The organism is Bacillus sp. FSL K6-2861 (genome assembly GCF_038630725.1).
GTDB classification, from domain to species: Bacteria; Bacillota; Bacilli; order Bacillales; family Bacillaceae; genus Bacillus; species Bacillus velezensis.
In genome coordinates, this window is record NZ_CP152037.1 from 2,301,174 (window position 1) to 2,324,608 (window position 23,435).

General features: G+C 43.5%; 24 protein-coding genes and 4 pseudogenes. 9 read left to right on the plus strand and 19 right to left on the minus strand.

Going from position 1 to position 23,435, the window contains the following annotated elements:
• Positions 1-5: 5 nt before the first annotated feature.
• Positions 6-1,721 (minus strand): annotated as a pseudogene (locus NYE62_RS11255) (T7SS effector LXG polymorphic toxin).
• 264 nt (positions 1,722-1,985) lie between these two features.
• Between NYE62_RS11255 and NYE62_RS11260 the strand changes: the two are divergent.
• From NYE62_RS11260 to NYE62_RS11270, 3 genes are read left to right on the plus strand one after another with little or no spacing between them, the layout of a single operon-like run.
• Positions 1,986-2,387 carry a MarR family transcriptional regulator gene (locus NYE62_RS11260; protein ID WP_222122215.1) on the plus strand — a complete coding sequence of 134 codons (402 nt, stop codon included), beginning with the start codon at positions 1,986-1,988 and terminating at the stop codon, positions 2,385-2,387.
• Between the two features lie 13 nt (positions 2,388-2,400).
• Positions 2,401-2,970, plus strand: coding sequence for a hypothetical protein (locus tag NYE62_RS11265; protein WP_064115854.1), 570 nt, complete (start codon positions 2,401-2,403; stop codon positions 2,968-2,970).
• A gap of 32 nt (positions 2,971-3,002) precedes the next feature.
• Positions 3,003-3,212, plus strand: a complete 210-nt coding sequence (locus NYE62_RS11270; RefSeq protein ID WP_064115853.1) for a hypothetical protein — start codon at positions 3,003-3,005, stop codon at positions 3,210-3,212.
• A gap of 186 nt (positions 3,213-3,398) precedes the next feature.
• Here NYE62_RS11270 and NYE62_RS11275 read toward each other — a convergent pair.
• Positions 3,399-3,832 (minus strand): annotated as a pseudogene (locus tag NYE62_RS11275) (SMI1/KNR4 family protein).
• A gap of 255 nt (positions 3,833-4,087) precedes the next feature.
• On the opposite strand from NYE62_RS11275, the gene NYE62_RS11280 reads away from it, so the two are divergent.
• From NYE62_RS11280 to NYE62_RS11290, 3 genes and pseudogenes are all read left to right on the plus strand, one after another.
• On the plus strand, positions 4,088-5,065 hold the full coding sequence (locus tag NYE62_RS11280) for a thermonuclease family protein (protein ID WP_342496953.1): 978 nt from the start codon (positions 4,088-4,090) through the stop codon (positions 5,063-5,065).
• A 218-nt stretch (positions 5,066-5,283) separates the two neighbouring features.
• A pseudogene (locus tag NYE62_RS11285) lies at positions 5,284-6,968 on the plus strand (recombinase family protein).
• A pseudogene (locus tag NYE62_RS11290) lies at positions 6,944-7,564 on the plus strand (polysaccharide biosynthesis protein); the annotation flags it as partial. The pseudogenes NYE62_RS11285 and NYE62_RS11290, both read left to right, overlap by 25 nt.
• A 40-nt stretch (positions 7,565-7,604) precedes the next feature.
• On the opposite strand, the gene msrB reads toward NYE62_RS11290, so the two are convergent.
• Positions 7,605-8,039 carry a peptide-methionine (R)-S-oxide reductase MsrB gene (gene msrB, locus NYE62_RS11295; protein WP_007409536.1) on the minus strand — a complete coding sequence of 145 codons (435 nt, stop codon included), beginning with the start codon at positions 8,037-8,039 and terminating at the stop codon, positions 7,605-7,607.
• Between the two features lies 1 nt (position 8,040).
• Positions 8,041-8,574, minus strand: coding sequence for a peptide-methionine (S)-S-oxide reductase MsrA (gene msrA, locus NYE62_RS11300; RefSeq protein ID WP_003153641.1), 534 nt, complete (start codon positions 8,572-8,574; stop codon positions 8,041-8,043).
• Positions 8,575-8,702: 128 nt separating this feature from the next.
• Here msrA and NYE62_RS11305 point away from each other — a divergent pair, with 128 nt between their 5' ends.
• Positions 8,703-9,128 carry a MarR family transcriptional regulator gene (locus tag NYE62_RS11305; RefSeq protein ID WP_003153639.1) on the plus strand — a complete coding sequence of 142 codons (426 nt, stop codon included), beginning with the start codon at positions 8,703-8,705 and terminating at the stop codon, positions 9,126-9,128.
• A 50-nt stretch (positions 9,129-9,178) separates the two neighbouring features.
• On the opposite strand, the gene NYE62_RS11310 is transcribed toward NYE62_RS11305, so the two are convergent.
• The 5 genes from NYE62_RS11310 to ilvA all read right to left on the minus strand — a co-directional run bounded on the left by NYE62_RS11310 (position 9,179) and on the right by ilvA (position 12,877).
• Positions 9,179-9,742, minus strand: a complete 564-nt coding sequence (locus NYE62_RS11310; protein WP_199022651.1) for a DUF2140 family protein — start codon at positions 9,740-9,742, stop codon at positions 9,179-9,181.
• Between the two features lie 9 nt (positions 9,743-9,751).
• The gene (locus NYE62_RS11315) at positions 9,752-10,507 is read right to left on the minus strand and encodes an SGNH/GDSL hydrolase family protein (RefSeq protein ID WP_060675241.1); all 756 of its coding nucleotides are present in this window, start codon (positions 10,505-10,507) and stop codon (positions 9,752-9,754) included.
• A gap of 77 nt (positions 10,508-10,584) precedes the next feature.
• Complete coding sequence (locus NYE62_RS11320) at positions 10,585-11,166, minus strand: SCO family protein (RefSeq protein WP_099566858.1); 582 nt, start codon at positions 11,164-11,166, stop codon at positions 10,585-10,587.
• A 98-nt stretch (positions 11,167-11,264) separates the two neighbouring features.
• Positions 11,265-11,516 carry a DUF2535 family protein gene (locus tag NYE62_RS11325; RefSeq protein ID WP_007409532.1) on the minus strand — a complete coding sequence of 84 codons (252 nt, stop codon included), beginning with the start codon at positions 11,514-11,516 and terminating at the stop codon, positions 11,265-11,267.
• 92 nt (positions 11,517-11,608) lie between these two features.
• Entirely contained in the window at positions 11,609-12,877 is a 1,269-nt protein-coding gene (ilvA, locus tag NYE62_RS11330; RefSeq protein ID WP_014418155.1) for a threonine ammonia-lyase IlvA, read from the minus strand.
• Between the two features lie 184 nt (positions 12,878-13,061).
• Here ilvA and NYE62_RS11335 point away from each other — a divergent pair, with 184 nt between their 5' ends.
• Both NYE62_RS11335 and NYE62_RS11340 read left to right on the plus strand, forming a co-directional pair.
• On the plus strand, positions 13,062-14,054 hold the full coding sequence (locus tag NYE62_RS11335; protein WP_144664630.1) for a sigma 54-interacting transcriptional regulator: 993 nt from the start codon (positions 13,062-13,064) through the stop codon (positions 14,052-14,054).
• Positions 14,055-14,070: 16 nt separating this feature from the next.
• The gene (locus NYE62_RS11340) at positions 14,071-14,709 is read left to right on the plus strand and encodes a hemolysin III family protein (protein WP_007409529.1); all 639 of its coding nucleotides are present in this window, start codon (positions 14,071-14,073) and stop codon (positions 14,707-14,709) included.
• 39 nt (positions 14,710-14,748) lie between these two features.
• Here the strand turns inward: NYE62_RS11340 and NYE62_RS11345 are convergent, their stop codons facing one another.
• The 10 genes from NYE62_RS11345 to NYE62_RS11390 all read right to left on the minus strand — a co-directional run bounded on the left by NYE62_RS11345 (position 14,749) and on the right by NYE62_RS11390 (position 23,206).
• Positions 14,749-15,372, minus strand: coding sequence for a lysophospholipid acyltransferase family protein (locus tag NYE62_RS11345; protein WP_342496954.1), 624 nt, complete (start codon positions 15,370-15,372; stop codon positions 14,749-14,751).
• A 21-nt stretch (positions 15,373-15,393) separates the two neighbouring features.
• Positions 15,394-15,879, minus strand: a complete 486-nt coding sequence (locus tag NYE62_RS11350) for a dihydrofolate reductase (RefSeq protein ID WP_007409527.1) — start codon at positions 15,877-15,879, stop codon at positions 15,394-15,396.
• On the minus strand, positions 15,876-16,670 hold the full coding sequence (locus tag NYE62_RS11355; protein WP_043021189.1) for a thymidylate synthase: 795 nt from the start codon (positions 16,668-16,670) through the stop codon (positions 15,876-15,878). The genes NYE62_RS11350 and NYE62_RS11355 overlap by 4 nt, the downstream gene beginning before the upstream one ends.
• 99 nt (positions 16,671-16,769) lie before the next feature.
• The gene (locus NYE62_RS11360) at positions 16,770-17,378 is read right to left on the minus strand and encodes a YpjP family protein (RefSeq protein ID WP_007409526.1); all 609 of its coding nucleotides are present in this window, start codon (positions 17,376-17,378) and stop codon (positions 16,770-16,772) included.
• A 262-nt stretch (positions 17,379-17,640) separates the two neighbouring features.
• Positions 17,641-18,411 carry a class I SAM-dependent methyltransferase gene (locus NYE62_RS11365; protein ID WP_017418003.1) on the minus strand — a complete coding sequence of 257 codons (771 nt, stop codon included), beginning with the start codon at positions 18,409-18,411 and terminating at the stop codon, positions 17,641-17,643.
• Positions 18,412-18,450: 39 nt separating this feature from the next.
• Positions 18,451-18,885: a BrxA/BrxB family bacilliredoxin gene (locus NYE62_RS11370; protein ID WP_003153619.1), complete on the minus strand. Its 435-nt coding sequence runs from the start codon at positions 18,883-18,885 to the stop codon at positions 18,451-18,453.
• Between the two features lie 81 nt (positions 18,886-18,966).
• A complete protein-coding gene (gene ilvD, locus NYE62_RS11375) occupies positions 18,967-20,643 on the minus strand; it encodes a dihydroxy-acid dehydratase (protein ID WP_007409524.1) in 1,677 nt (558 codons plus the stop codon).
• A 258-nt stretch (positions 20,644-20,901) separates the two neighbouring features.
• Complete coding sequence (locus tag NYE62_RS11380; protein ID WP_342496955.1) at positions 20,902-22,035, minus strand: conserved virulence factor C family protein; 1,134 nt, start codon at positions 22,033-22,035, stop codon at positions 20,902-20,904.
• Between the two features lie 68 nt (positions 22,036-22,103).
• Positions 22,104-22,712, minus strand: coding sequence for an HD domain-containing protein (locus tag NYE62_RS11385; protein ID WP_342496956.1), 609 nt, complete (start codon positions 22,710-22,712; stop codon positions 22,104-22,106).
• An 11-nt stretch (positions 22,713-22,723) separates the two neighbouring features.
• The gene (locus tag NYE62_RS11390; RefSeq protein WP_007409521.1) at positions 22,724-23,206 is read right to left on the minus strand and encodes a glutathione peroxidase; all 483 of its coding nucleotides are present in this window, start codon (positions 23,204-23,206) and stop codon (positions 22,724-22,726) included.
• Positions 23,207-23,435 lie beyond the last annotated feature (229 nt).

Consider the following 23,435-nt stretch of genomic DNA (forward strand, 5'->3'; position numbering starts at 1 on the left):
CACACCTACTTTCTAAAATTGTATTGATTAAATGCATTATAATATTGCTGTCTCGCTTCTATAGGAACATTAGCAGCATCAAACATTTTCTCAGTAAGTTCTTGTATTTCTCTAGGGGATACTTCTTTCCAGTTTACTTTGCCGCCAACTTTCTTCCCTGTTTTTTCGAACAACCATTCTCTATATACTTTCTTGGTAGCGTTGTGTTGTTCCTTAGTTAAAGCTACTGTTGGTGTGTTACTCCCTCTACTCACATAATTCGGAACATTGTATTTAGCCCATACGTCCATTACACCGTGATGATTCTCTAAGGGACTGTTACTTGGCCTATAATCTACAACATCGAAAGGTTTTACTTCTTTATCTGACTTTTTAGCAAAACTCATTAGTTGATTTTTTAAGTTTGCTCCATCCACTACATTGTATGGCACGTCACCTGTCAGAGCAAGCTTATACTTAGGATTATACGGAAGCAAATCTGGAATCTTGACGTCCTTAATTCTCTTCCCTGCCTGCCCTACCTTGTTTATGACCTTGCCTGCTGCATCTGCTTTGTTAACGGCTCCTGCGCCTTTCGTTCCGACGACAGCAACAGCCACTGAACCGACCGCATATGTCACCCATCTTGATCTGGAATACGCATCTCCATTTACCATATCTTTTTGATACGATTCCTCGATTGCTGCCGAAACAGCATCATATGTTTTAACAGGATGAAGTACTGCATTCCCCAGTGCTGACAAGGTTTCTCCCGGATCGGTTATGAAGTCCCATAAACCGGTTACCGTGTCTTTCCCGACATCATATAGACCGACGCCGGCTCCTTTTAAAATATCCCAAGTCACTTCTCCGGCTTCTTCCAGCTGTTTTGCTTGTTCAAGCTGAATGACATATTGCTGCTGGGAAGGTTCAAGGTTTTCATAGCCGATCTTCTTCGCAATTTCCAAATATTCATCCGGATCGGTCACACCGTCAGCGAGCTTTTTCTTCAGATCCTTGATTTCCCGCTCTTTTGCTTCTTCCTTCTTAAACGTTAAATATGTGTCTGAATGTCTTGCAATCTCGCCTTTTTTCTTATGTATGTCACTTTCCCTGTATGCCTTGGCGTTATAGTGAAGCGGAGTGGCGTTTTTCCCTTTTCCCGTAGCGTTTTGGAGCTACTGAAAATCTGCCTGAATGAAATGTTCGTTTGCCTCGGTTTCTGCGTATTCTTTCGTTAGATCATGATCAAGTTTGCCGAGTTTATGTATCGTGTCGCTTCTTTTTTTATCAGCTGACTCAAGCTTTTGATCGACATCCTCTGTAGAAAAGACATCAAGATGAACGATATCGCTTATCTCGTTAAGAATATCCCTCATTTCATTGCGCTGCTCCTGCATGATAGCTTTTGATTTATTCTTCGCATGGATCAGCTCGTGTTCTAAAAATGACTCTTCCACAAACGAATCGGCTAATCCGGCATCAGCTACTTTTCCTGAAATACTGTTAAGAAAAGCAATCTTCATATCGATCAGATCAAGCCAGCTGTCTGTGACACCAGCGTGATCTTGGAAGAATGCTTTGATGTTATCAGCACCTTTACCTGAAAACTCACTGTCATCTAAATCAGCCATTCCCTGAAAAGCTTTCCTGAGATTAATAAATTGTTCTCTAATCTGATCGTATTCTTTTGCTCGCTTTTCAGCTGCTGAGATTAACGAGGATGCTTCAAATACTTTCATATCTATCTCCTTTCCACTTATTCTCATCTAAATTTTACCACAACATAAGGCATCTAAAGGACTTCTTTCTTTTTGTTAAAGTGCTTTTGTTTAGGATTCAGAACCCTTTAACAAAACCTACAGTTTCATCCGATGGTTGTACCGAAAACCTCCTGAACTTATAGTACTTCTTAATTGACAATAATGATTAGATGTTATATTATTTGCTTGCGCAAGAAAATACATTTCTGAGTTTGGAGTGGTTTGATGTCGGAAGTTAATGAGATGGATTTACTTAAATGGTTACAAATTATGCGTCGATACTATATAAAAAAATTAGATCAAAAACTCATTTCACATCATTTAAATTCTAGTCTTTATTATTATATTGTTAAATTATTTGAATTTGGTGATCTCCCCCAAGAAAAAATTGTGCAGCTTACAGGAGTAAATCCTAGTAATGTAACAAGGGCAATAAAAAAATTGATTGAGCTGAATTTTATTTGTAAAAAAGAAAATCCTAATGACCGAAGAGGTTTTTTATTATCTTTAACTAAAGCAGGGGAAAAAATGTACCCAACGATCATGGAAAGTATCGAAGAGGTAAACAATGAGTTTCTGTCTTCACTTTCACAAAAAGAAAGAAAGTATTTTATTGAATCCATAAACAAATTAGCAAATAAGTAAGGATGTCCTATTCATGAATAAAGAAGAAAAAATTCAACAAGTCGTAACTATTCCTTCTCATTATCGATTAGTGGAGAAGCGAACAGAAACAAGAAATGGTAATAATGTAACTATTTTACGCTATCAAAAAAACGGAAAATTCATTTTAAATGGACCAAGAATTATTGCTGTATTTGAGGGAGACGAAATGATCAGTTTGAAAAATCTCTCAGTCGTTCCCGAAGGTAAGTTCCTATCCACAGACCGTGCAAAAGAAATGGCTGAAGGGATTTTTTCAAAGATAAAGCCCAGTTATGCAATGGGATTGTCTTTTATAAGAATTGATAATCAACAACGTCAGTTTATTGATGAGAATGGAAAAGTTAATCAGTTCCCTATCCAATGGATTAAATTTGGTCATAGCAATGGTAGCTATAACTGGGTTACCTTAGGAGCGAACGGATCGATCATTGAAATGGAAATAGATTCTCACTGGGATTATTTCCGAGGCCGTAGAAAAACAGAAATGTGGGACAACGATGATTGGGTTCTTGCTAGAGAAGGAAAAGGCCCACAACTTCCAATTCCTAATGCACTAGCATAACAAGCAAATTTATACCGGGGGTAATGATTCATATGAATGAATTGCAATATGAAAAACAAATTAATCAGCTAGGTCAATTAAGAGAAAGACTTCGCCAACTTGAAGACGTTGATTACGTGACCGCACATTACAAAGGTTATAGCACAAGCGGAGCAACACTAGAAGAAATTAAAGAAGAAATAAGTATTTTAAAGGTAAAAATATCGAAACTTGAAAAACAGCTAGACGATATCGGTTGGTAAAAAGTATGGCAAGAAAACGTGGGTTAAATTTGAGATTCATCATCAACTTCCAAAAGAATAATGGCGGTGGAAACTAGAAAAGCAATTTAATTCCTCTTGATGTAGGAGTGAAGTAGATCCAGTGTGGCTTCCTATACAAAAAAGAAATAAGAAACAAATAATTGAAAGACTCCAAATCGGAGTCTTTTATTCTGAAACATGTTTATAATACTCTTGTATATTCGGACTCACTTCCCAATATTTCGTCCCGTTAGAAGACACTAACATATCAAACCATATCTCAAAATTAGAATCTAAGTTAACTGCATCTTCAATATCATCAATTGAATCTAGATATAGCATATAACCTAATCCGTTTCTTGATTTGTTTGTGTCTATTACATATCTTCCATCATATGATATCCAATTAGGACGTATCCCTCGGGGAAATCTTGAACTTCATTATATTCAATAATTCCTTCTGTGCTAAGTAATTCAACACCATTAAACATTTCCATTCCATTGTGTTTAAACAAAAACTCTTTGTAATCATTAGGGAAAGAAACTCCTAACTTCTTTTCTAGATTAGTTACTTCTTGAGGGTTTGCTGGATCTCTGAAATGAAAAGTAGCATCTTCCATGACATGTCCCCCATGATGAAACATAGGAAATGTACCATATTTAGAAACTGCTTTCTTAATACCATCAAGAGTCATGTGAACTAACTTTCCTTCTTTCATAAAATCTCCTCCTTCACAAACACGTCCACTAAATTTTACCACACAAAAGATGAGAACTTTTAAATAAAACCAATTTTACAATCATTGGTTTTATACTTATAATTAGGAAGATTTGTCCGATAAAGAGACAGAACAAACAAATTTGGGGGAATTACATTGAAGAAATTGTTGTTAGGTATTGGAGTTTTGTCTCTAAGCTTTTCTTTAGCTGCGTGTGGGTCTGATTCTACTTCTACAGATAAAACAGATTCCGATACAGCTAAAACATCGCAGCAAGAAGAAAAGGATGCAAAAGAGACAAAGACAGACACTCAATCAAACGACAAAAGCAATAACAAGAATGAAAAAGCCGAAAATGCTTCAAAGAAGGATTCGTCGGATAAAAAGACATCTGACAATAAGAAAAAGCTGGTCGATGTAACACTTAACAGAACAGTTGATGGGAATACAATTAAAGTTAACTATAAAGGCGAAATCAAAACAGTTCGTTATTTGCTGGTTGACACTCCTGAAACTAAAAAGCCAAACTCTTGCGTACAACCATATGGTGAGGATGCTTCAGCAAGAAACAAACAGCTAGTCAACAACGGCAAGCTTCGACTGGAGTTTGATAAAGGAGATCGTACAGACAAGTATGGCAGAATGCTGGCTTACGTTTATGTGGATGGCAAATCAGTACAAGAAACACTGCTTAAAGAAGGATTAGCTCGAGTAGCTTATGTATATGAGCCAAACACGAAGTATTTAGACACGTATAAGAAAGATGAACAGGTTGCTAAAGATAAAGACTTGAAGATTTGGAGTAAGAATGGCTATGCAACTGATAAAGGATTTAATGGCTGCGCAACGAAACCGAAGAAATCAGTAAGTGTATCTAAGCCGGCTCAAAAGTCCGTTACAACACACCAATCCGAGACACATAAATCGAGCTCAAACAGTTCACATTCAAGTAGTTCAGCATCAAGCAGCTCTTCTAACTCTGTACAAGCCTCCCCTTCTGCTGGAGGAACAGAACACTTTGCAAACTGCACAGAGCTGAGAAAGAAATATCCGCATGGAGTACCAAGCACTCACCCTGCTTATACATCTAAGATGGATCGGGATAATGACAACTTTGCATGTGAGAAGAATTAATTATTTTGAAGTCCTCTGAGGCTTCTTTTTTTATTTGGGTATTTTCTTAGGCTAAACAAAAAAAACATAAGCGTATGAGCGAGCTCTTTAGCCCAACACTTAAAGAATACAGCCCCTACAATATTTATTACGTTATTTTCGTATTCAATGTCAGACAGAATATTGTACGAATACTTCTCTTTTTACAGTAAATACAATAAAGAGGAGGTGCTGATTTTTTGGAGTTAAAAAACATCGTTCATTCTTACAACATTACAAATATTTTGGGTTATCTTAGACGCTCTCGTCAGGATATGGAGCGAGAAAAAAGAACAGGTGAAGATACGCTAACAGAACAAAAAGAACTCATGAATAAAATACTGAAGTCGATTGAAATCCCCTATGAATTAAAAATGGAAATCGGGTCTGGGGAAAGCATTGAGGGCCGCCCTGTTTTTAAAGAATGTCTTAAAGACCTCGAGGAAGGCAAGTACCAGGCAATTGCTGTTAAAGAAATAACAAGACTCAGCCGCGGGAGCTACAGTGATGCGGGACAAATTGTTAACCTTCTTCAAAGCAAGCGATTGATTATCATTACACCATATAAAGTTTATGACCCTCGAAACCCTGCAGACATGCGTCAGATTCGTTTTGAATTGTTTATGGCCAGAGAAGAATTTGAAATGACCAGAGAGCGTATGACAGGCGCTAAATACACATATGCGGCACAAGGGAAATGGATTTCCGGACTAGCGCCTTATGGATACCGGTTAAACAAAAAAACATCCAAACTAGTCCCAGTCGAAGAAAAAGCAAAAGTCGTTCAATTCATCTTTAACATCTTTTTAAATGGGTTGAATGGAAAAGATTATAGTTATACAGCGATTGCTTCTCACTTAACAAAATTACAAATACCGACTCCATCAGGAAAAAAGCGCTGGAATCAATACACAATTAAAGCAATTCTGCAAAACGAAGCGTATATCGGAACTGTTAAATATAAGGTTAGGGAAAAAACAAAAGACGGTAAACGAACAATTAGACCTGAAAAGGAACAAATTGTGGTATCGGATGCACATGCCCCTATAATAGATCAAGAACAATTTCAACAATCACAAGATAAAATTGCAAACAAAGTCCCCCTGCTGCCTAATAAAAATGCATTGGAATTAAGTGAATTGGCAGGCGTATGCGCTTGTTCTAAGTGCGGTGAACCATTATCTAAATACGAAACTAGGAGAACGCGAGAAAACAAAAACGGCACGGAAAGTGTGTATCACGTTAAATCACTCACTTGCAAAAAGAATAAATGCACTTATGTAAGATATAACGATGTTGAATATGCCATTTTGGATTACCTCTCTTCTTTAAGCAACTTAGATAATAAGACTTTAACAAAACATATCACTTCAATGATTTCTAAATACGAAGACGTAAATAGTAATGTGAAAACAAAAAAGCAAATGTCTGAACATCTTTCACAAAAAGAACAAGAGTTAAAAAACAAAGAGAATTTTATCTTCGAGAAATATGAGAGCGGCATTTACACTGATGAACTTTTTTTGAAAAGAAAAGCTGTTTTAGATGAAGAATTTAAAGAACTCCAGATTGCCAAGCATGAGCTCAATGGAACTCAAGAAGCGCAATCAGAAATAGACTGTAATACAGTCAGAAACAACATAAATAAGATAATTGATCAATATCACATTGAATCAAGCACAGAGAAAAAGAACGCGCTATTAAGAATGGTCTTCAAAGATGTTATCGTTACGATGACACAAAAAAGAAAAGGGCCGATTCCGGCTCAGTTTGAAATCACCCCTATCCTGAGGTTTAATTTTTCGCTTTCGATCTCACCGTCACTGATAGTCCCTCACAATACAGTAAATACCTTAAAAAACCGATAAAGCCGTTTCCCCGGTAAACACAATGGGAGCTACGAAGCTGTTGTCCGAGAAGCTGTTTCATCAGGCGAATCATCATGTTCAAAACCGCGGTACGGTATTTTGTTCGGTCCGCTTCGGCAATGTGCTCGGTTCACGCGGTTCTGTTATTCCTATTTTATTTGAGCAATTGATGGCAGGCGGTCCGCTCACCATTACGGATAAAAACATGACGAGGTTTTTTATGTCGATTGATGACGCCGCAACGCTCACCCTGCAATCTGCGGCGATTACAAAGGGCGGAGAAACATTTATTTTTAAAATGGAGTCCCTGAGGCTTGAAGAATTGCTTCACGGGTTTGAGGAATATGCGTCCCGGCACGGGCTGCCGCGCCCCGCCGCTGTTGAAGTGGGAAAACGCCCCGGTGAGAAGCTTCATGAAGAACTGACCTCTCCTCATGAGACGGAATCTTTATATGAATGGGGCAATCTTTACGCGATATTGCCCGACCCCGCCAAACATCCGGAATTTCGGAAGGTCAATCTCCCCAGATATCAATCCGATCAGGCGCCGCTCATCACAAAAGACACAATCGTAAATATTATTGAACGATTACATGAAGAAAAAAAAACATAGAAAAAAGGCCTGTCTGATAGGCAGGCCTCATTGCTGAGCTTTATTTTTCAAATAAATGCAGACAGGCTTCATAGCCCTCTTCCTTCAGCTTGTCTTTCGGAATAAACCGGAGTGCCGCAGAGTTAATGCAATAACGGAGACCGCTTGGCCCCGGACCGTCATTAAATACGTGGCCTAAGTGGGAATCAGCTGTTTTGCTTCTCACTTCCGTCCGGATCATCCCGTGGCTTGTGTCCAGTTTTTCGTCAACCTCTTCTTCCTCAATCGGTTTTGTAAAACTGGGCCAGCCGCAATGCGAATCGAATTTATCCAGAGAAGTAAACAAGGGCTTTCCCGATACGATATCAACATACAGCCCCTCTTCTTTGTGATCCCAGAATTCATTTTGAAACGGCGGCTCCGTTCCATTATTTTGTGTGACTTCATATTGCATGCGGTTTAATGATTTGATTTTTTCTTCTTTATTAAAAGCCATCTTATCTGTCCCTCCAATGCTCATCCAGAAAGCCTTGACGTCCGGAACCTACACGGTAGCGCCCGTAGTGATCAGGATTTTTCTTATAAAAGTGCTGATGATAGCCTTCCGCTTCATAAAAAGGCTCAGCCTTCAAGATGTCTGTCACGATCGGCTTTTTAAATATGCCGCTTTCTTCAAGCTGTTTTTTTGAGGCTTCAGCGATTTGTTTTTGTTCATCATTATGGTAATATATCGCCGCCCGATATGAACTTCCGCGGTCTGCAAACTGGCCGCCTGCATCAGTCGGGTCGATCTGCTGCCAAAACAGCTCGACAAGCTTTTCGTACGGATAAATGTCAGGTTGAAATGTGATTTGAACGGCTTCTCTGTGTCCGGTCGTTTCACTGCACACTTCTTCGTAAGTCGGATTCTCAGTATGACCTCCTGTATAGCCGGACACCACCTTTTCAATCCCGGGCTGTTCGTCAAACGGCTTCACCATGCACCAAAAACAGCCGCCTGCAAATGTGGCGATTTCTTTTTTTTCTGACATACGGGTGCCCTCCTTTGTTCATACGTGGTATTATTATATTATAGCATGTATAAACAGAATAAAAATAATTCTGCTTTCAGGGGAAGCTGAACGAATGCCACGCTGACTACATATTGGAGGTTCATGATTTGAAAGTAAGGACACAAATGATGTATGATATGGAAGCTTTGCTTCGAAAAGTGTTTAAACAAATCAGAAATGAAGTTAATGAAATTCTAGATAAAGAGCTGTCCAGGAACGAATTCACTATTTTGCGGATTCTCAGTGAACAAGGGCCTAAAAAAGTAACGGAATTCGCCCCCATTCTTGAGGTCTCCGCAAGCCATATTACCGCAGTGACCGACGCTTTAGTAGAAAAGGAATGGATCACCCGCATCCGTTCCAAAGAGGACAGGCGAATTATCAGAATCCATATTACGGAAGCCGGGGAGAAAATTGTCGATCATTTCAACCAAAAAAAAACAGAATACTTTTTTAAACGGTTTGACTGCTACTCTGATGAAGAGCTCGCAACGTTAATCAAACTGTTCAGCAAGCTGGACAAAAAACGCTGACACGAAAAAACACAAATCCCTGAAAGGATCTGTGTTTTTTTTATGAAAACTTATTGTTTCGGATGATAATAGGAAAATTCAATTTCATCCGTGTCGAGATTGATTTTATCCGCTTTTACATACATGCCGTTGTCTAAAGGCATTTCCGACAGACGGATCTCGATGCTTTTATCCCCGGAATGAACGTGCACAAATGACGGGAGTTCATAAAAGCTGTCCATATAATTCAGCACAAAGCTGATCGGCAGGCTTAATTCGCCTAAGGAAAACTTCGTCACTTTCAAAATCACATCTCCGTTCTCCTGTACGGACGGTTCAAATGTGACGACCGCGTTAATGGAGGTTGAGAATGCTTTGATTTTACCTGCCACGTGCACATCGTTATTGATGTCCACTTTGTAGTCAAGCTGATTCGATGCCTTCTCTTTTAAGTACGCATTCACAAACCTGGCAAGAGATTCTTTCGAGCTCGTGATATGAAAGCCATACTCACTTTTTGTCTGATTTTGTATTTTCGCCTGCTCTCCCGGCATAACCAATAATGTCACAATTACCGCGGCGGCAATCACATTGAGTGCGAGAAGAACAAAAAACAGCGATTTCCACTTTTTCATCATTTCACCCTATTCTGCTGGTAACCCTTGTTTTTCAATGATACCGTATAATCGGTCGGCGATGAGTGCATACCCTTTTGCGTTCGGATGAAAATCATCATCCTTTGAAATCCGTCTGCTGCCGCTTTTTTGACTGAACAAGTCTTCAACATTCACCGCGGCGGCGTGAGGATCTTTTTCCAGCTCTTTTGCGGCGATCTTGTTCCAATCCGTTACAACCCCATTAATTTCTTTTAATTCAGGCAGCGTAAACGTGAATGGGTTATACATGCTGACATACACCAGCTCCGCGTTTTCATTATATTTGCGGATTTTTGAAACGATCGCCTTGAACCGTTTTTCAAAAGGTTTCTCTTCCTTTTGGAACGGCTGAACCGTCAGCTGCATCATATTCTGGCGGAGCACCTTCATTAAGTCATTGCCGCCGATGGTAAAAAAGATATAGTCGGCGCTCTTTAATGATTTCTGAACTTTTTTATTATCAAGCTTTTCCAGCAGGTCCGACGTTTTGTCACCCTGCACCGCATAATTTTTAATATCTACCGTTTTCACATGTCCCTTTTTCTTAAGAGACTCCGCTGTCCTGCCGACGTATCCTGAACCGTCAGGATCTCCTACTCCTTCAGTCAATGAATCACCGACCGCAGCTATGACAATATGATCTTTCGTTTTCGGTTCTTCAGCGTCAGAACCGGTGCGCTGGACAGAACAAGCTGATAAAAGCAAGGCCAGTCCGGCGATCAATGAGAACATTCGCAGCTTCAATCTGGTTGCTCCTTCCCCGTCTACTAGTGGAAAGTGTAACATGTTTTTTCAGATTTGAAAATGTCTAATCTGCCAGTTTACTTGAGCTCCTCAGCCGCTCTGACATCTGAGAGGATGTCATCATACGGAACCTTCTGCACGCCGTCATAATCTTTAAGCACCTTTCCGTCAGGTCCGACTAAATAAAAAGAGGTTTTATGTATGACCTGGTCCTCTCCCTCCGGCTTTTTGACGATTGCTTTAAAGCTGTTCAGGGCAAAATCTTCAATGTCCTTTTGGCTGTAACCGGTCAGAAAATCCCAGTTGCGAAGCGAAAGCGGATATTTGGAAGCAAAGGCTTTCAGCTGTTTCGGCGTATCCTTTTCAGGATCTACACTGAACGACACAATCCGCACGTCCAGATTCTCAGCCTTCAGTTTTTTTTGCAGTTCGGTCATGTGGGCCGTCATCGGCGGACAGACCGTATTACAATTTGTAAACATAAAGTCGGCAATCCAGACATGCCCCTTCAGGCTTTTCAGTGACACTGTTTTCCCGTCTTGGTTCTGGTATGAAAACGGTTCAATCTGATAGTTCAGCGGGTCTTTTATCGTTTTCCCCCCGCAGGCGCACAAGAGCAGCAAACAAAAGACGGCAGCGAAGATTTTCATTTTTTTCATTTCCATTCCCCCCATGGATAAAACGCTTACAGCATTCATCATAAAAAAATTCCCGCACCCTCCCTTATCAAAAGGAAGGCGCTAAGGAATATGCACCGTTATGCGTTATGTTTTAAAATCTCTTGGTTGAAAACGGCCTCGTAATCTTTCCACTTCATACGGCGCTTGACATATTGTCGGAATGAATACACTGTTCTCACACTTTGTGAAGCAAAAACCTCTCTCAAATAAAGCTCAAGGTGCTGATGAATTTGAAAAAAATAATGTTCACCTTCCGTGACAACCGGTATTTCTGTCACTTTTACCTGAATCCCGTCCTGTCGTTTGAACTCTAGGCTTTTGAGTAACAAGATATCAATCCTTCTTTTTCGATTGTTTTCTTTTTATTATATACAATCTGAGAAAGCGTGTCTGTCATTTTGCGCGGCCGTTCTAAAAAAAGTCAGATTAACAGGTGGAACAGATCCTGATCTTTATTCACCTCTACGTAATGAAATCCTTTTTGATTCATCCGGGCAATGAGCGCGCCGTAATCTTCCCGATGCTTAAGCTCAATGCCGACCAATGCGGGGCCGCTGCTTTTGTTATTTTTTTTCGTGTATTCAAACCGGGTGATGTCATCATCAGGACCGAGCACCTCATCAAGGTATTCGCGAAGCGCTCCCGCCCTTTGCGGGAAATTAACAATAAAATAATGCTGCAGCCCCTCATAAATCATGGAGCGCTCCTTCATCTCCTGCATTCTGCCGATGTCGTTATTCCCTCCGCTGACCACGCAGATGACGTTTTTCCCTTTAATCTCTTCCTTGTACAGATCAAGTGCTGACACGGACAATGCACCCGCCGGCTCCGCTACGATGGCGCATTGATTATATAATTCGAGAATCGTGCTGCACACTTTTCCTTCCGGGACAAGCACAACGTCATCGACGACGGTTTCGAGCGTTTGAAAGGTTTCAGCGCCGATTTTTTTTACGGCCGCCCCATCGACAAATTTATCAATTTTCTCGAGTTCAACCACTTGTCCGGCTTTTTTCGATTCAAAATAGGAGGCTGCGCCCTTCGGCTCAACCGCTATGATTTTTGTATCCGGCGAGATGTTTTTCATGTACGTGCCGAGCCCGGACAGGAGTCCTCCTCCCCCTACGCTTGCAAAAAGAAAATGCGGTTCAACGTCAATGTCATTTAAAATTTCGATGGCAGCCGTTCCCTGTCCGGCCATGACATCGGGATCGTCAAACGGATGAATAAACGTGCGGTTTTCTTTTTCACAGCATTCCGCAGAACTCTTATACGCATCATCGAAAGTGTCACCCGTCAATATGATTTCAACAAATTCTTTTCCGAACAGTTCCACTTGGGATACTTTCTGTCTCGGTGTGGTTGACGGCATAAAAATCTTGCCGTGAATGCCGAGGTGTTTGCATGAAAACGCAACCCCCTGCGCATGGTTTCCCGCACTTGCGCATACAATTCCGTTTTCAGTCTGCTCTTTTGAGAGCTGCCTCATTTTATTATAAGCCCCTCTGAGCTTAAATGATCTGACCACCTGCAGGTCTTCTCTTTTCAAATAGATATTGCAGCCATACCTCTCAGAAAGTCTGTCATTCCTCTGCAAAGGCGTATGTATCACAACGTCCTTTACGTTTTGGTGCGCTTTTAAAATGTCTTTTACCTGGATGAGAGAGTCTTCTTTAAGCAACGGTTTCATTTACAGAGTCCTTTCTTATTTAAATCCCTATTTAATATGCCATTATAACATGAATATTCAAATAATAAGATAATTATTTTAATTTTGTAAATAAAAATAAATGAACCGATACAAGAGAAAAAGATTTTTTCGATGGCATAAACATGTTATACTTAAACCAATTAGAACCAAAAGGAGCCAATTCATGAGTGTAATTGAACAAACTGATCCTTTTTATCAGCTGGCCGGCGAACATCACACCTTTTCAGAAGCAAAACGATTGGCCTCGCAATTTGCCTTATCTGATTTGCCGGTCTTCATAACAGGTGAAGTCGGAACCGGAAAAAAACAAATGGCCAGAGCGATCCACCATAAATCCCGCAGAAACAGCGAACTATTTATTACCGTTCACTGCAGCCAAAGCGAAGAGCGGCTCGAATATGAACTGTTCGGCGCTGAAGGCGCATTAAACAGGGCCAGCCGCGGAACATTATTCTTATATGAAATCGGAGACATGCCGCTCTCGGTACAGGCCCGCCTTCTTTCCGAGCTGGATGCCGGGCTTTCCGCCCGCATCATTGCTAGCAGCACGGCGGATCTTGGCGATACCGGCGCAGAAAATACGTTCAGCCAAGATTTATTTTACAGGCTTCACGTGTTATGCCTTCCGCTCCCTGCTTTATCTGAACGAAAAAGCGATATACCGCTTCTTCTGCAGCATATGCTGACAGCCTCGGGGCAGCATATTCATATCGATCCGTCCGTTTATCCGCTGTTTGAGCGGCACACCTTTAACGGCAACATCAGAGAACTTGAAAATGCGGTGCACTATATGGCCGCGGCAGCATCCGGCAGCACGATTTATCCCGATGATGTCCCGCTATATATCAAAAACAGCCAGAAAGCGAAAACAGCTAAGAAAAAAGAAAAACGGCTGACATTGATGGAGAAAGAAGAGTTTTTGTTTATTTTGGAATCAATTAAAGACTTAAATACAAAAGGCGAACCCGCCAGCAGACGGAGCATATCCGAATTAAGCGAAAACAGCACAATGACATTATCGCCCCAGCAGGTCAGAAACAGGCTTGATTACTTAGAAAAGATGAACTATGTGACAAAAGGCCGTGGACGCGCTGGAACAAAAATTACATTAGAAGGGTTGAGCTTTTTGCAGTCACTGCAAAAGCAAATCCTTTAAAAAGGAGGACATTTGATTGTTCACAATAAAAGAAGAAATCGCAAATGCCGTCACACACGGAATCGGTGTATTGCTGTCGATTCCGGCGCTTATTTTTCTCATTATCTTCGCGGTGAAATACGGCTCGCCGACAGACATCGTCAGCTTTTCAATCTTCGGCGCTTCAATGCTGCTGCTGTATCTCAGCTCGACTCTTTTGCACAGCATTCAGCATAAAAAAACGAAAGACATTCTTGAGATTGTGGATCATTCCGCGATATACGTATTAATAGCCGGAACATATACGCCATTTTTATTAGGACCCCTAAAAGGGGCGCTCGGTCTGACCCTTTTAATTATTGTTTGGTCGCTTGCCATCGGAGGCATCGTGTTTAAAATCTTTTTCGTGAAGCGGTTTATCATTTTTTCAACGCTTGTCTATTTAATGATGGGCTGGCTGATCATCGTCGCCATTAAACCGCTGTACGCTTCGCTGTCAGGCCCCGGTTTCGGCCTTCTTCTTTTCGGCGGCTTATTGTATTCCGCCGGCACAATATTTTATATTTGGAGAAAGGTTCCGTATCATCACGCCATTTGGCACAGTTTTGTTTTAGGCGGCAGCGCCTCGATGTTTTTCTGTATTTTATTTTATTGCGTCAAAGTCCCCTTTATCTGAAATAAAAAGCACAGCCTCTCTATAGAGGCTGTGCTTTTTTTATGCACGAAGCCGTTTCTGACCGGCCGGATAATAAGCGGGCTTTATATGTAATTCAATGTCAGCCGGTTTCAGCCGTTTCAGTAATCTGCCCCGCAGCAGCCGGTCTGTTCCCGAAGTGCTGACAGGCACAATCGGGAGATCGAAACGAAGGGCCAGTTCCTCCGGATTGATTTTGCCGTCTTCGGACAGAATCAGGCTTTGCCCTTTTTGCAGACGGACTTCTGCCTCCTGAAACACGGCATCCCGGCTGTCTCCGTCACAAATGACACCCATCAGCCGCAGCCAATTTCCGAGAAACGGCATCCGGAAAGCTTTCTCGCCAGCGATAAAACCAGCCGGCTCTTCAATATGTCCCGCAAGCAGCAGAAGATCAGCCGGGCGTAATCTGGGATGCACATACAATACGGGGCCGTCCGGGATCGGCTGATCATGATGAATGCCGATTGCCGATCCCGACACGTCAATGCAGCCTCTCATAAAGGCTTTCGGCCGCTCATACACCAGCCTCATCTGTTTTTGAAAAGAAAGCCGCGGGTCAAGCTCTTTTTGATTGATATATTCCTGAATATTTTTCATGAACATAAATACAACGTACATCACAAGGCAGCCGTAACGAATCAATTCTTGTCCCCCTGCTTAAACTCAATTCTTTTTCTCGTATACAAGATACTCATAATCGTAAGGGTTTTTTTCATCTTTTACTCCCTGTTTGCGGGATGTCAATTCCCATTCAGCTTCATTAAATTCCGGAAAAAAACGGTCTCCTTCAAAGACATGGTGAATTTTTGTCATGTAGAGTCTGTCCGCATAAGGAAAGAGCGCACTGTACAGCTGGGCTCCGCCGATCACAAAGCATTCTTCATCCGCCGGGATCAGCTTGAGCACTTCCTCAGCCGAGTCGGCGGTAATACAGCCTGGGAATAAAGATTCGTCCCGTGAGGTTACAACGATGTTACGCCGGTTCGGAAGCGGGCGTCCGATTGATTCAAACGTTTTCCGCCCCATTACAATGGTGTGACCCGTCGTCACTTTTTTGAAATATGCGAGATCATCGGGAAGATGCCAAGGCAGATCGTTATCTTTTCCGATCAGCCGGTTTTCATCCATCGCAAAAATAAACGAAATCATACGCTGACAGCTCCTTTTATGTGCGGATGCGGGTCATAATCCTCAATGATAAAGTCTTCAAACGTAAAATCAAAAATAGAATCAACGTTTCGCGCAAACCGCAGTTTCGGCAGTGGACGGACATCCCTTGTCAGCTGCAAATTCACCTGCTCCACATGATTTTGGTAAATGTGGACGTCTCCGAATGTATGAACAAACTCACCCGGTTCAAGCCCCGTCACATGCGCGATCATCATTGTTAAAAGCGCATAAGACGCAATATTAAACGGCACGCCGAGAAAGACATCCGCTGAGCGCTGATAAAGCTGACACGACAGTTTTCCGTCCGCGACATAAAACTGAAACAGGCAGTGGCAAGGCGGAAGCGCCATATGATCAATTTCGCCGACATTCCAGGCGCTGACGATTAAACGTCTGGAATTCGGGTTTGTCTTGATGTCGTGAATCAGCCGGGAGATTTGATCAATGGTCTCGCCGTCCGCTCCGCGCCATGAACGCCATTGAGAACCGTAAACCGGTCCGAGTTCTCCGTTTTCATCCGCCCATTCGTTCCAGATGCGGACTCCGTTTTCCTGAAGGTAGCGGACATTCGTATCTCCATTTAAAAACCAAAGCAGTTCATGTGCGATGGACTTAAAATGGAGCTTTTTCGTCGTAAGCATCGGGAAACCTTCCTGAAGGTTAAACCGCATTTGGTAGCCGAACGTGCTGATCGTACCCGTTCCCGTACGGTCTCCTTTTTTTTCTCCGTTTTCTAACACATGACGGCACAAATCTTTATATTGTTTCATTTTTTTCATCCTTTTAAAGTAGTCTTTTAGTAGTGTAACACAATAAAAAATCATTTCTGCAAAATTTCTCAGAAATGATTTTTTTATTTCTTCTCGCTATTACACGCTCATCCAGTCAGGCGGCGTATTGCGGTCCCAGTAAATGCTGCCGAGCTCATGATGTGACTGAAATCCGTCTTCAGCGGTATGGTAATGAAAATTAAACCAGTAGCCGTCTTGCGGAGGATGATCCCGGCGGACGTGGAACCTTAAAAGATCTTCACCCGTCAGCCTGTTATACACATGAAAAATTTTTTCAGTTTTTCCGGCCGACGGTTTGCTGGAAATAACCACATCCTGATACGCTTCATCATCTTGAAACTTGGCTAAATGTCCTGTGATCACATCTTCGATTTTCGGCAGAATTTCACTTCTGTAATCATCTTCAATGACCGGAGAGATTTTGCTGCCGAATTTTAAAAATGATTGATTTTCAGCATCACCGAGAAGCTGCTGCTGATACGATTGAAACAGTAATTCAGGCTCCCGCCCTGCCTTCTCTTCTCCCGGCAGGGCGTGTTCATCATAAAAAGCGGTGTAATCATTCTGCTCAAGACTGCTCGACTGTCCTGAAGGCTTGTCTGTCATCAAAGCAGCCGGAGGAGACACGAGTCCGAACGTTACAATGGTAAACAGAACCACAAGGGTCTTTTTCATCCACAATTTCATGACAGATTGTTCCCCTCTGTTTTATTGTCCTCTTTTCCTTTATTTTAGCATAGATGAAAGCGCGGCGTCATGTCCGGCAGCGTATTATCATGCAATATGGGAAATTGGTAACTGTGACCGAGCGGATAAACCGCTTACAATAAGAAGGAGAAAAAGGAGGGGATGAGATGATTAACGTTTTATTTGCGACAGTATCACTTCTCACGCTGCTTTATTTTGTCGTTATGGAAATCACTGATTAACGAAAAAGAAGCCCATGATATCATGAGCTCACATGGATGACACCGAAGTGGAAAAGCGCCGTCTTTCTTTTCAGCACCTTGAAGCCGTATCGTTCAAACCGCGGGCTTTTCCAATGGTCTTTAAGCACTACGCATTTTTTCGCCGCCCGGACGGCTTGCGTGATGCACTCTTCGTTAAAACCCTCTTCTGCCAGCGCGCGGAGCGGTGCAATGCCGTCTGACGTTTCAACAGGTTCGTGAAACATCGGGTCAAAATAAATGACATCTACCGATGAATCAGGAAGCTCCCGCAAATAATCGGCGCAGTCGGCATGTTTGACCTGAATGCGTTTCATGGCGGTTTGGAGCTGCTCCATTCCGGTTTCCCACGTTTGAAGTCCTGTTTCAACAAGCAATGAGACAAGCTTGTTTTTCTCCAGGCCGATGACTTGTCCGCTTTTTCCGACTGCCAGGCTTGCCAAAATCGCATCGGATGCCAGCCCGAGCGTACAATCTAAAAAGGAATCCCCTTCGCGTAATCCGGCTGCTTTTAACAACGGCTCGGCTTCCCCTCTCAAAAACCGCTTTGCGCGGAACATCGCTGTATTCGGGTGAAAAAAGAACTTCTCCCCTTGCTTCGTGTAAAGTTCGAACCGTTCCTTTCCGATGACTAAAAGATCGCCAGCCGCTCGTTCCAGCATTTTTTCAATGGGCTGTTTATTGCGGCTGCAGTAAGTGTCACCCAGCCTGACACTGAGTGACTGCGCTGTGTGTATCGTATATTCGCTTGGTCGGTAACTCGTTGTGATCATCTTTTTCTCCAAAAAGAAAATGCCCGGAATTCGGGCATTTCAGCAGTGCGCATCGAAGGCATCCGTCAGATTTTTCATAATTTCCTCCATGTCATGCCCTTCGATTTCGTGACGGGGAATAAAATGAACGACCTCTTTCCCTTTTAACAGCGCCATTGAAGGCGAGGAAGGTTCCTGCCCCGTAAAATATTCACGCATTTTTGCAGTTGCGTCTTTATCTTGACCGGCAAATACGGTAACCGTATGATCAGGCGCTTTTTCATGCTGTAAAACAGCCTGAGTCGCAGCCGGACGGGCAAGACCGGCTGCACAGCCGCACACGGAGTTGACAACGACCAATGTCGTGCCCTCTGCCTGTTCCATAAAGCTTTCTACTTCTTCAGCAGTCGTTAATTCCTGAAAACCCGCACCCGTCAGCTCACGGCGCATCGGCACGACCAGCTGGCGCATATATTCTTCATAAGCCATTGACATAAAAAAGCCCCCTCTAAAATCCTTATATGAAGTCAAGGATACTATAGAGGGGGCCGGAATTCAATTGTTCAGGCCTCTGTTTTATATTTTCATGATTCCGCCCGTATTGGCGCTTGTTACGAGTTTGGAATACCGGGCCAGATATCCTGTTTTTACTTTCGGCTCGAAGCCTTTCCATTCGGCCTTGCGTTTTTCCCATTCTTCTTCAGGCACTTGTACGTCCAAAATCCGTTTTTCTATGTCAACGATGACATGGTCGCCGTTTTCTACGAATGCGAGCGGGCCGCCTTCAGCCGCTTCAGGCGATACGTGCCCGATTGAAAGGCCCCGGGACGCTCCTGAAAAACGGCCGTCTGTAATAAGCGCCACTTTCGGGCCAAGCCCCATTCCGACAATCTGAGACGTCGGAGCGAGCATCTCTGGCATGCCCGGGCCGCCCTTTGGCCCTTCATAACGGATAATGACAACATCTCCTTCTTTTACTTTGCGGTTTATAATACCTTCAAGCGCGGCATCCTGGGAATCAAAGACGACAGCGGGACCTTCATGTCTTGTAATCCCGTCCTGCACCCCGCCTGTTTTGATAATGGCGCCGTCCGGAGCCAGATTCCCAAACAGGACGGCCAAACCGCCTTTTTCGGTAAACGGATTGTCAAGCGGATGAATCACGTCATAATCCTTTACTTCATGACCCGCAATTGTTTCTCCGAGTGTGCGGCCTGTTACAGTCAGCGCGTCAAGATGAAGCGCCCCTTCTTTTTTCGCCAATTCATTAAGGGCAGCCGACACACCGCCCGCTTCGTGCAGATCTTCAATGAAGACGTCCGAGGCCGGCGCCAATTTCGATAAGTGAGGCACTCGTTCAGCCACTTCGTTAATGCGTTCTAAAGAGTACTCAACCCCAGCTTCATTGGCAAGCGCAAGCGTATGAAGCACTGTGTTGGTTGAGCCGCCGAGAGCCATGTCTAACGCAAATGCATTGTCAATCGCTTTTTCGGTGACGATATCGCGCGGCTTAATGTCTTTTTTGATGGTCTCCATCAATTGGGCCGCTGATTTTCTCACAAACTCTCTTCTCTCCGGTGAAGTTGCTAGAATTGTTCCATTGCCCGGAAGCGCCAGACCGAGCGCTTCAGACAGACAGTTCATGGAGTTTGCCGTAAACATGCCCGAACAAGATCCGCACGTCGGGCAGCCGAACTGTTCCAGCTCCTGCAGGTCGCTTTCACCGATTTTCCCGGCTTGATATGCGCCGACGCCTTCAAATACTGAAGAAAGCGAAATTTTGCGGCCGTCGCTTGTGCGGCCGGCTGCCATCGGCCCCCCGCTGACAAAAATGGTCGGAATATTAATCCGCATAGCCGCCATCAGCATTCCCGGCGTAATTTTGTCGCAGTTCGGAATGCAGACCATTCCGTCAAACCAGTGCGCCGAGACGACCGTTTCAACTGAATCGGCAATGATTTCGCGGCTCGGCAGCGAATATCTCATCCCGATATGCCCCATCGCGATTCCGTCATCTACTCCGATCGTGTTAAATTCAAAAGGCACACCGCCCGCTTCCCTGATTGCTTCTTTTACGATTTTTCCAAATTCCTGCAGGTGAACATGCCCGGGAACGATATCGATGTATGAATTACAGACCGCGATAAACGGCTTGCCGAAGTCTTCTTCTTTTACGCCGGCAGCGCGAAGAAGGCTGCGGTGCGGCGCTCTGTCAATTCCCTGTGTGATCATGTTGCTGCGTAATTCTGCCATGGTGATCCCCCTACTGTTTTTAGACTGTGCACTATTTTTAAAATTTTCAGTTTATTTAAGGGCGCGTTCTGCAAATTACCTGTTTACAGTGTCTTTGCCCTGTCTCGCTTTTCTACTCTTTCTGTATTTCGATAAAAACCCTCCAACAATTAATATTGTACTTACTATATAGAGTTTTGAATCATTTTTCAACAATATTCTAAATAATTTTTATAAAAAGTGAATTCAAATAAAAAAGGTGCATGGCGCACCTTTTTGTTATAACTGTTCTTTTTTTCTGCTTTCAGTCATCTGTTTCCAGACTGAACCTTTCGCCTCTTCTCCGTGCTCAATCCGTTCAATCGCCATTTTGACTTGCAGGCTGACTTCGAATTCCGGATCGTCTTCCGCCGCTTTTAATGCTTCCAGCGCGCTTTCATCGCCGACTTCATATAAAAACATGGCCGCGCGCCAGCGCACGAGCTTGCTTGAGTCACTGAGCGATTTCATCATGGCCGGGATGGCGCTCGTATCGCCGAGATCCGACAGACAGTCACCTGCCGTCCTTCTGACCGTCACCGTTTTGTCTTCAAGCGCTTTGTATAACAGCGGAAGCACAGACGGCTTTTCGATCATTCCCAAATAAACGACGGCTTGTCTTCTGATCGAAGTCTTCGGATCATGCAGCGCCTTTTCCAATACTAGTAAATCGTCTTCATCCGGATCCATTTGCTCAAGATGGGCATAGCGCTGTTTCCAGTCTTCGTCATCGAGCATTTCCAAAGTCACTTTATAAGCTTTCCGCTGCACTGCCGGTTTGGCCTCACCCTTTTGCTGTGCGGCTGCTTCTGTCAGGCGTTTGAGCCGCTCATCACTGTAGGCGGCCTGAAGCTCTTCTGTGACATCGTGTCCGATTTCGGTAAAATCCCCGAAGCGCACGCCTTGTTCTTTCCAAGCCCGCTCAAATACAACATTTGAAGCTTCGGAACGCAGCTTTAAAATGGCTTCTTGGAAACGTTCCGGAAGGCCGAAGCGTTCTTCACGTTCGCCGTCCGTCAATTTGACCTGCATCGGGATTCCGCTGAACATTTGTACGAAAACCTTCACTTCACCGAACGATTCCTGTTCAGAACGGCTCTCAGACTGCTCCGTATGTTCCATTCCGAAAGCGGAACGGACCTGAGGCAGAATTTCCTTCCAGTCAAAACGTGCGTTTCTCTCCACAGCCAGGAAATCGGCAACGTGATAAACGCCCTTTACTCCTTCAATGTTTAAAATATCACGTACGACAACCGGAGCATCATCTGCCTGACCGGGCTTGTAATTGTTGCTTTTCCCTGCCGGAAGCTCTTCAGTCAAAATCACTTTCATCGTGTTCGGACTCGGCGTCGGTTCTATTGATTTAATCTTCATATTGGTCCTCCTATGCACAATCTGACACTTATTCTAACATAGTCGGCACAAGCGTTCTATTGCGCCGCTTAGCTTTTGCAAATGCCGGCCTCTTTTTGGATACGGGCGGCAAACTGCAAAAGAAATTGATGTCGCTCCTCTGCTAAACCGGTCCCCGCTTTTGTATTCATTAAGCCTTTAAGCATGATTAATTTATCCTCTATATGGGCCAGCACACTTGATTGAGTTCCGTACATCGGGTGACCCTTCGCCCCGGCAAACATAAAAGCCCTGCCGATGCCCGCTGCGCCGATCGCATCAAGCATATCTGCATCCTGAACAACTTTCCCCTCCAATGAAAGCGGCCGCTTTATCAGCAGTTCCCTGTGTCTGAATGACATTCTCGTGATAATATCCGCGATCTCCTGAATGGAGCCATCCGCAATGTTGAAAGCAGCCAGCCGTTCTGTCACTTCGCCTGCCGTCAGCCTTTCGCTTTTTTCGAGCTTGGCGTCAATCAGATCATGAACCAGCGCGGCCGTCTCAGTGATAAATAAGTCGGCGCCTTCTTCTTTTGCCATATAAACAGAAAGTGTTGCGACCCGGGAAATATGAAGCCAGTCATGGCCCGTTCGTTCATTGATAAGCTTTTCTCTGACCCAATTCCTGACGCTTTCCAGCTGCTCTTTTTCGTTCACCGTATCACCTCTTATCGGGCCAAAAGCCTCTGCACCGTATCTTCCAGCTCTTTTGGGTTGACGTTCGGTGAAAAACGCCCGGTGACTTCACCGTTTCGGTCCACGATAAACTTAGTGAAATTCCATTTGACCGCTTTTGTGCCGAGCATCCCCTTCGCCTGCTCCGTCAGATATGTGAAGAGAGGATGAGCGTCTGCTCCATTGACATCAACTTTCGCAAACATAGGGAATGTGACTCCGTAGTTTTTCACACAGAACTCTTGAATTTCCGCTTCGTTTCCAGGTTCTTGGTTCATGAATTGGTTGCAGGGAAATCCCAAAATTTCAAGACCTTCCTCCCGATATGTATCATAGAGCTCCTGAAGCTGCTTGAGCTGGGATGTGAACCCGCATTTGCTTGCTGTATTCACAATGATCATCACCTTGCCTCTGTAAGCCGATAGCGTCATGTCTTCGCCTGTTATGGTCCGTACGTTTATATCGTAAATTGTCATCTGCGGCCCTCCTTTTTACATTCTTCATTTATTTTACCTGTTTTACACTGCAAAACAAACGGCAACCGCTTTTTCCTTCCACTTAACGGAAAACGTTTTTTTCGAGGAACCAAACGGCTCTTTACCCGTCATAATAAAGAGCCGCTCCGAATTTATGTCCATTTGCCGCTTTTATCCCTGTCATTATGCGTTAAATGCGGTTTATTACGCCGGGATGGATTGAAAAATG

What these genes read in the sequence shown, in the direction of transcription:
- NYE62_RS11260 (WP_222122215.1), top strand. Translation starts at nt 1,986, where the DNA reads ATGGATTTACTTAAATGGTTACAAATTATGCGTCGATACTATATAAAA.
- NYE62_RS11265 (WP_064115854.1), top strand. Translation starts at nt 2,401, where the DNA reads ATGAATAAAGAAGAAAAAATTCAACAAGTCGTAACTATTCCTTCTCAT.
- NYE62_RS11270 (WP_064115853.1), top strand. Translation starts at nt 3,003, where the DNA reads ATGAATGAATTGCAATATGAAAAACAAATTAATCAGCTAGGTCAATTA.
- msrB (WP_007409536.1), bottom strand. Translation starts at nt 8,039, where the DNA reads ATGGCTTTTAATAAAGAAGAAAAAATCAAATCATTAAACCGCATGCAA.
- msrA (WP_003153641.1), bottom strand. Translation starts at nt 8,574, where the DNA reads ATGTCAGAAAAAAAAGAAATCGCCACATTTGCAGGCGGCTGTTTTTGG.
- NYE62_RS11310 (WP_199022651.1), bottom strand. Translation starts at nt 9,742, where the DNA reads ATGAAAAAGTGGAAATCGCTGTTTTTTGTTCTTCTCGCACTCAATGTG.
- NYE62_RS11320 (WP_099566858.1), bottom strand. Translation starts at nt 11,166, where the DNA reads ATGAAAAAAATGAAAATCTTCGCTGCCGTCTTTTGTTTGCTGCTCTTG.
- ilvA (WP_014418155.1), bottom strand. Translation starts at nt 12,877, where the DNA reads ATGAAACCGTTGCTTAAAGAAGACTCTCTCATCCAGGTAAAAGACATT.
- NYE62_RS11335 (WP_144664630.1), top strand. Translation starts at nt 13,062, where the DNA reads ATGAGTGTAATTGAACAAACTGATCCTTTTTATCAGCTGGCCGGCGAA.
- NYE62_RS11350 (WP_007409527.1), bottom strand. Translation starts at nt 15,879, where the DNA reads ATGATTTCGTTTATTTTTGCGATGGATGAAAACCGGCTGATCGGAAAA.
- NYE62_RS11355 (WP_043021189.1), bottom strand. Translation starts at nt 16,670, where the DNA reads ATGAAACAATATAAAGATTTGTGCCGTCATGTGTTAGAAAACGGAGAA.
- NYE62_RS11360 (WP_007409526.1), bottom strand. Translation starts at nt 17,378, where the DNA reads ATGAAATTGTGGATGAAAAAGACCCTTGTGGTTCTGTTTACCATTGTA.
- NYE62_RS11365 (WP_017418003.1), bottom strand. Translation starts at nt 18,411, where the DNA reads ATGATCACAACGAGTTACCGACCAAGCGAATATACGATACACACAGCG.
- NYE62_RS11370 (WP_003153619.1), bottom strand. Translation starts at nt 18,885, where the DNA reads ATGTCAATGGCTTATGAAGAATATATGCGCCAGCTGGTCGTGCCGATG.
- ilvD (WP_007409524.1), bottom strand. Translation starts at nt 20,643, where the DNA reads ATGGCAGAATTACGCAGCAACATGATCACACAGGGAATTGACAGAGCG.
- NYE62_RS11380 (WP_342496955.1), bottom strand. Translation starts at nt 22,035, where the DNA reads ATGAAGATTAAATCAATAGAACCGACGCCGAGTCCGAACACGATGAAA.
- NYE62_RS11390 (WP_007409521.1), bottom strand. Translation starts at nt 23,206, where the DNA reads ATGACAATTTACGATATAAACGTACGGACCATAACAGGCGAAGACATG.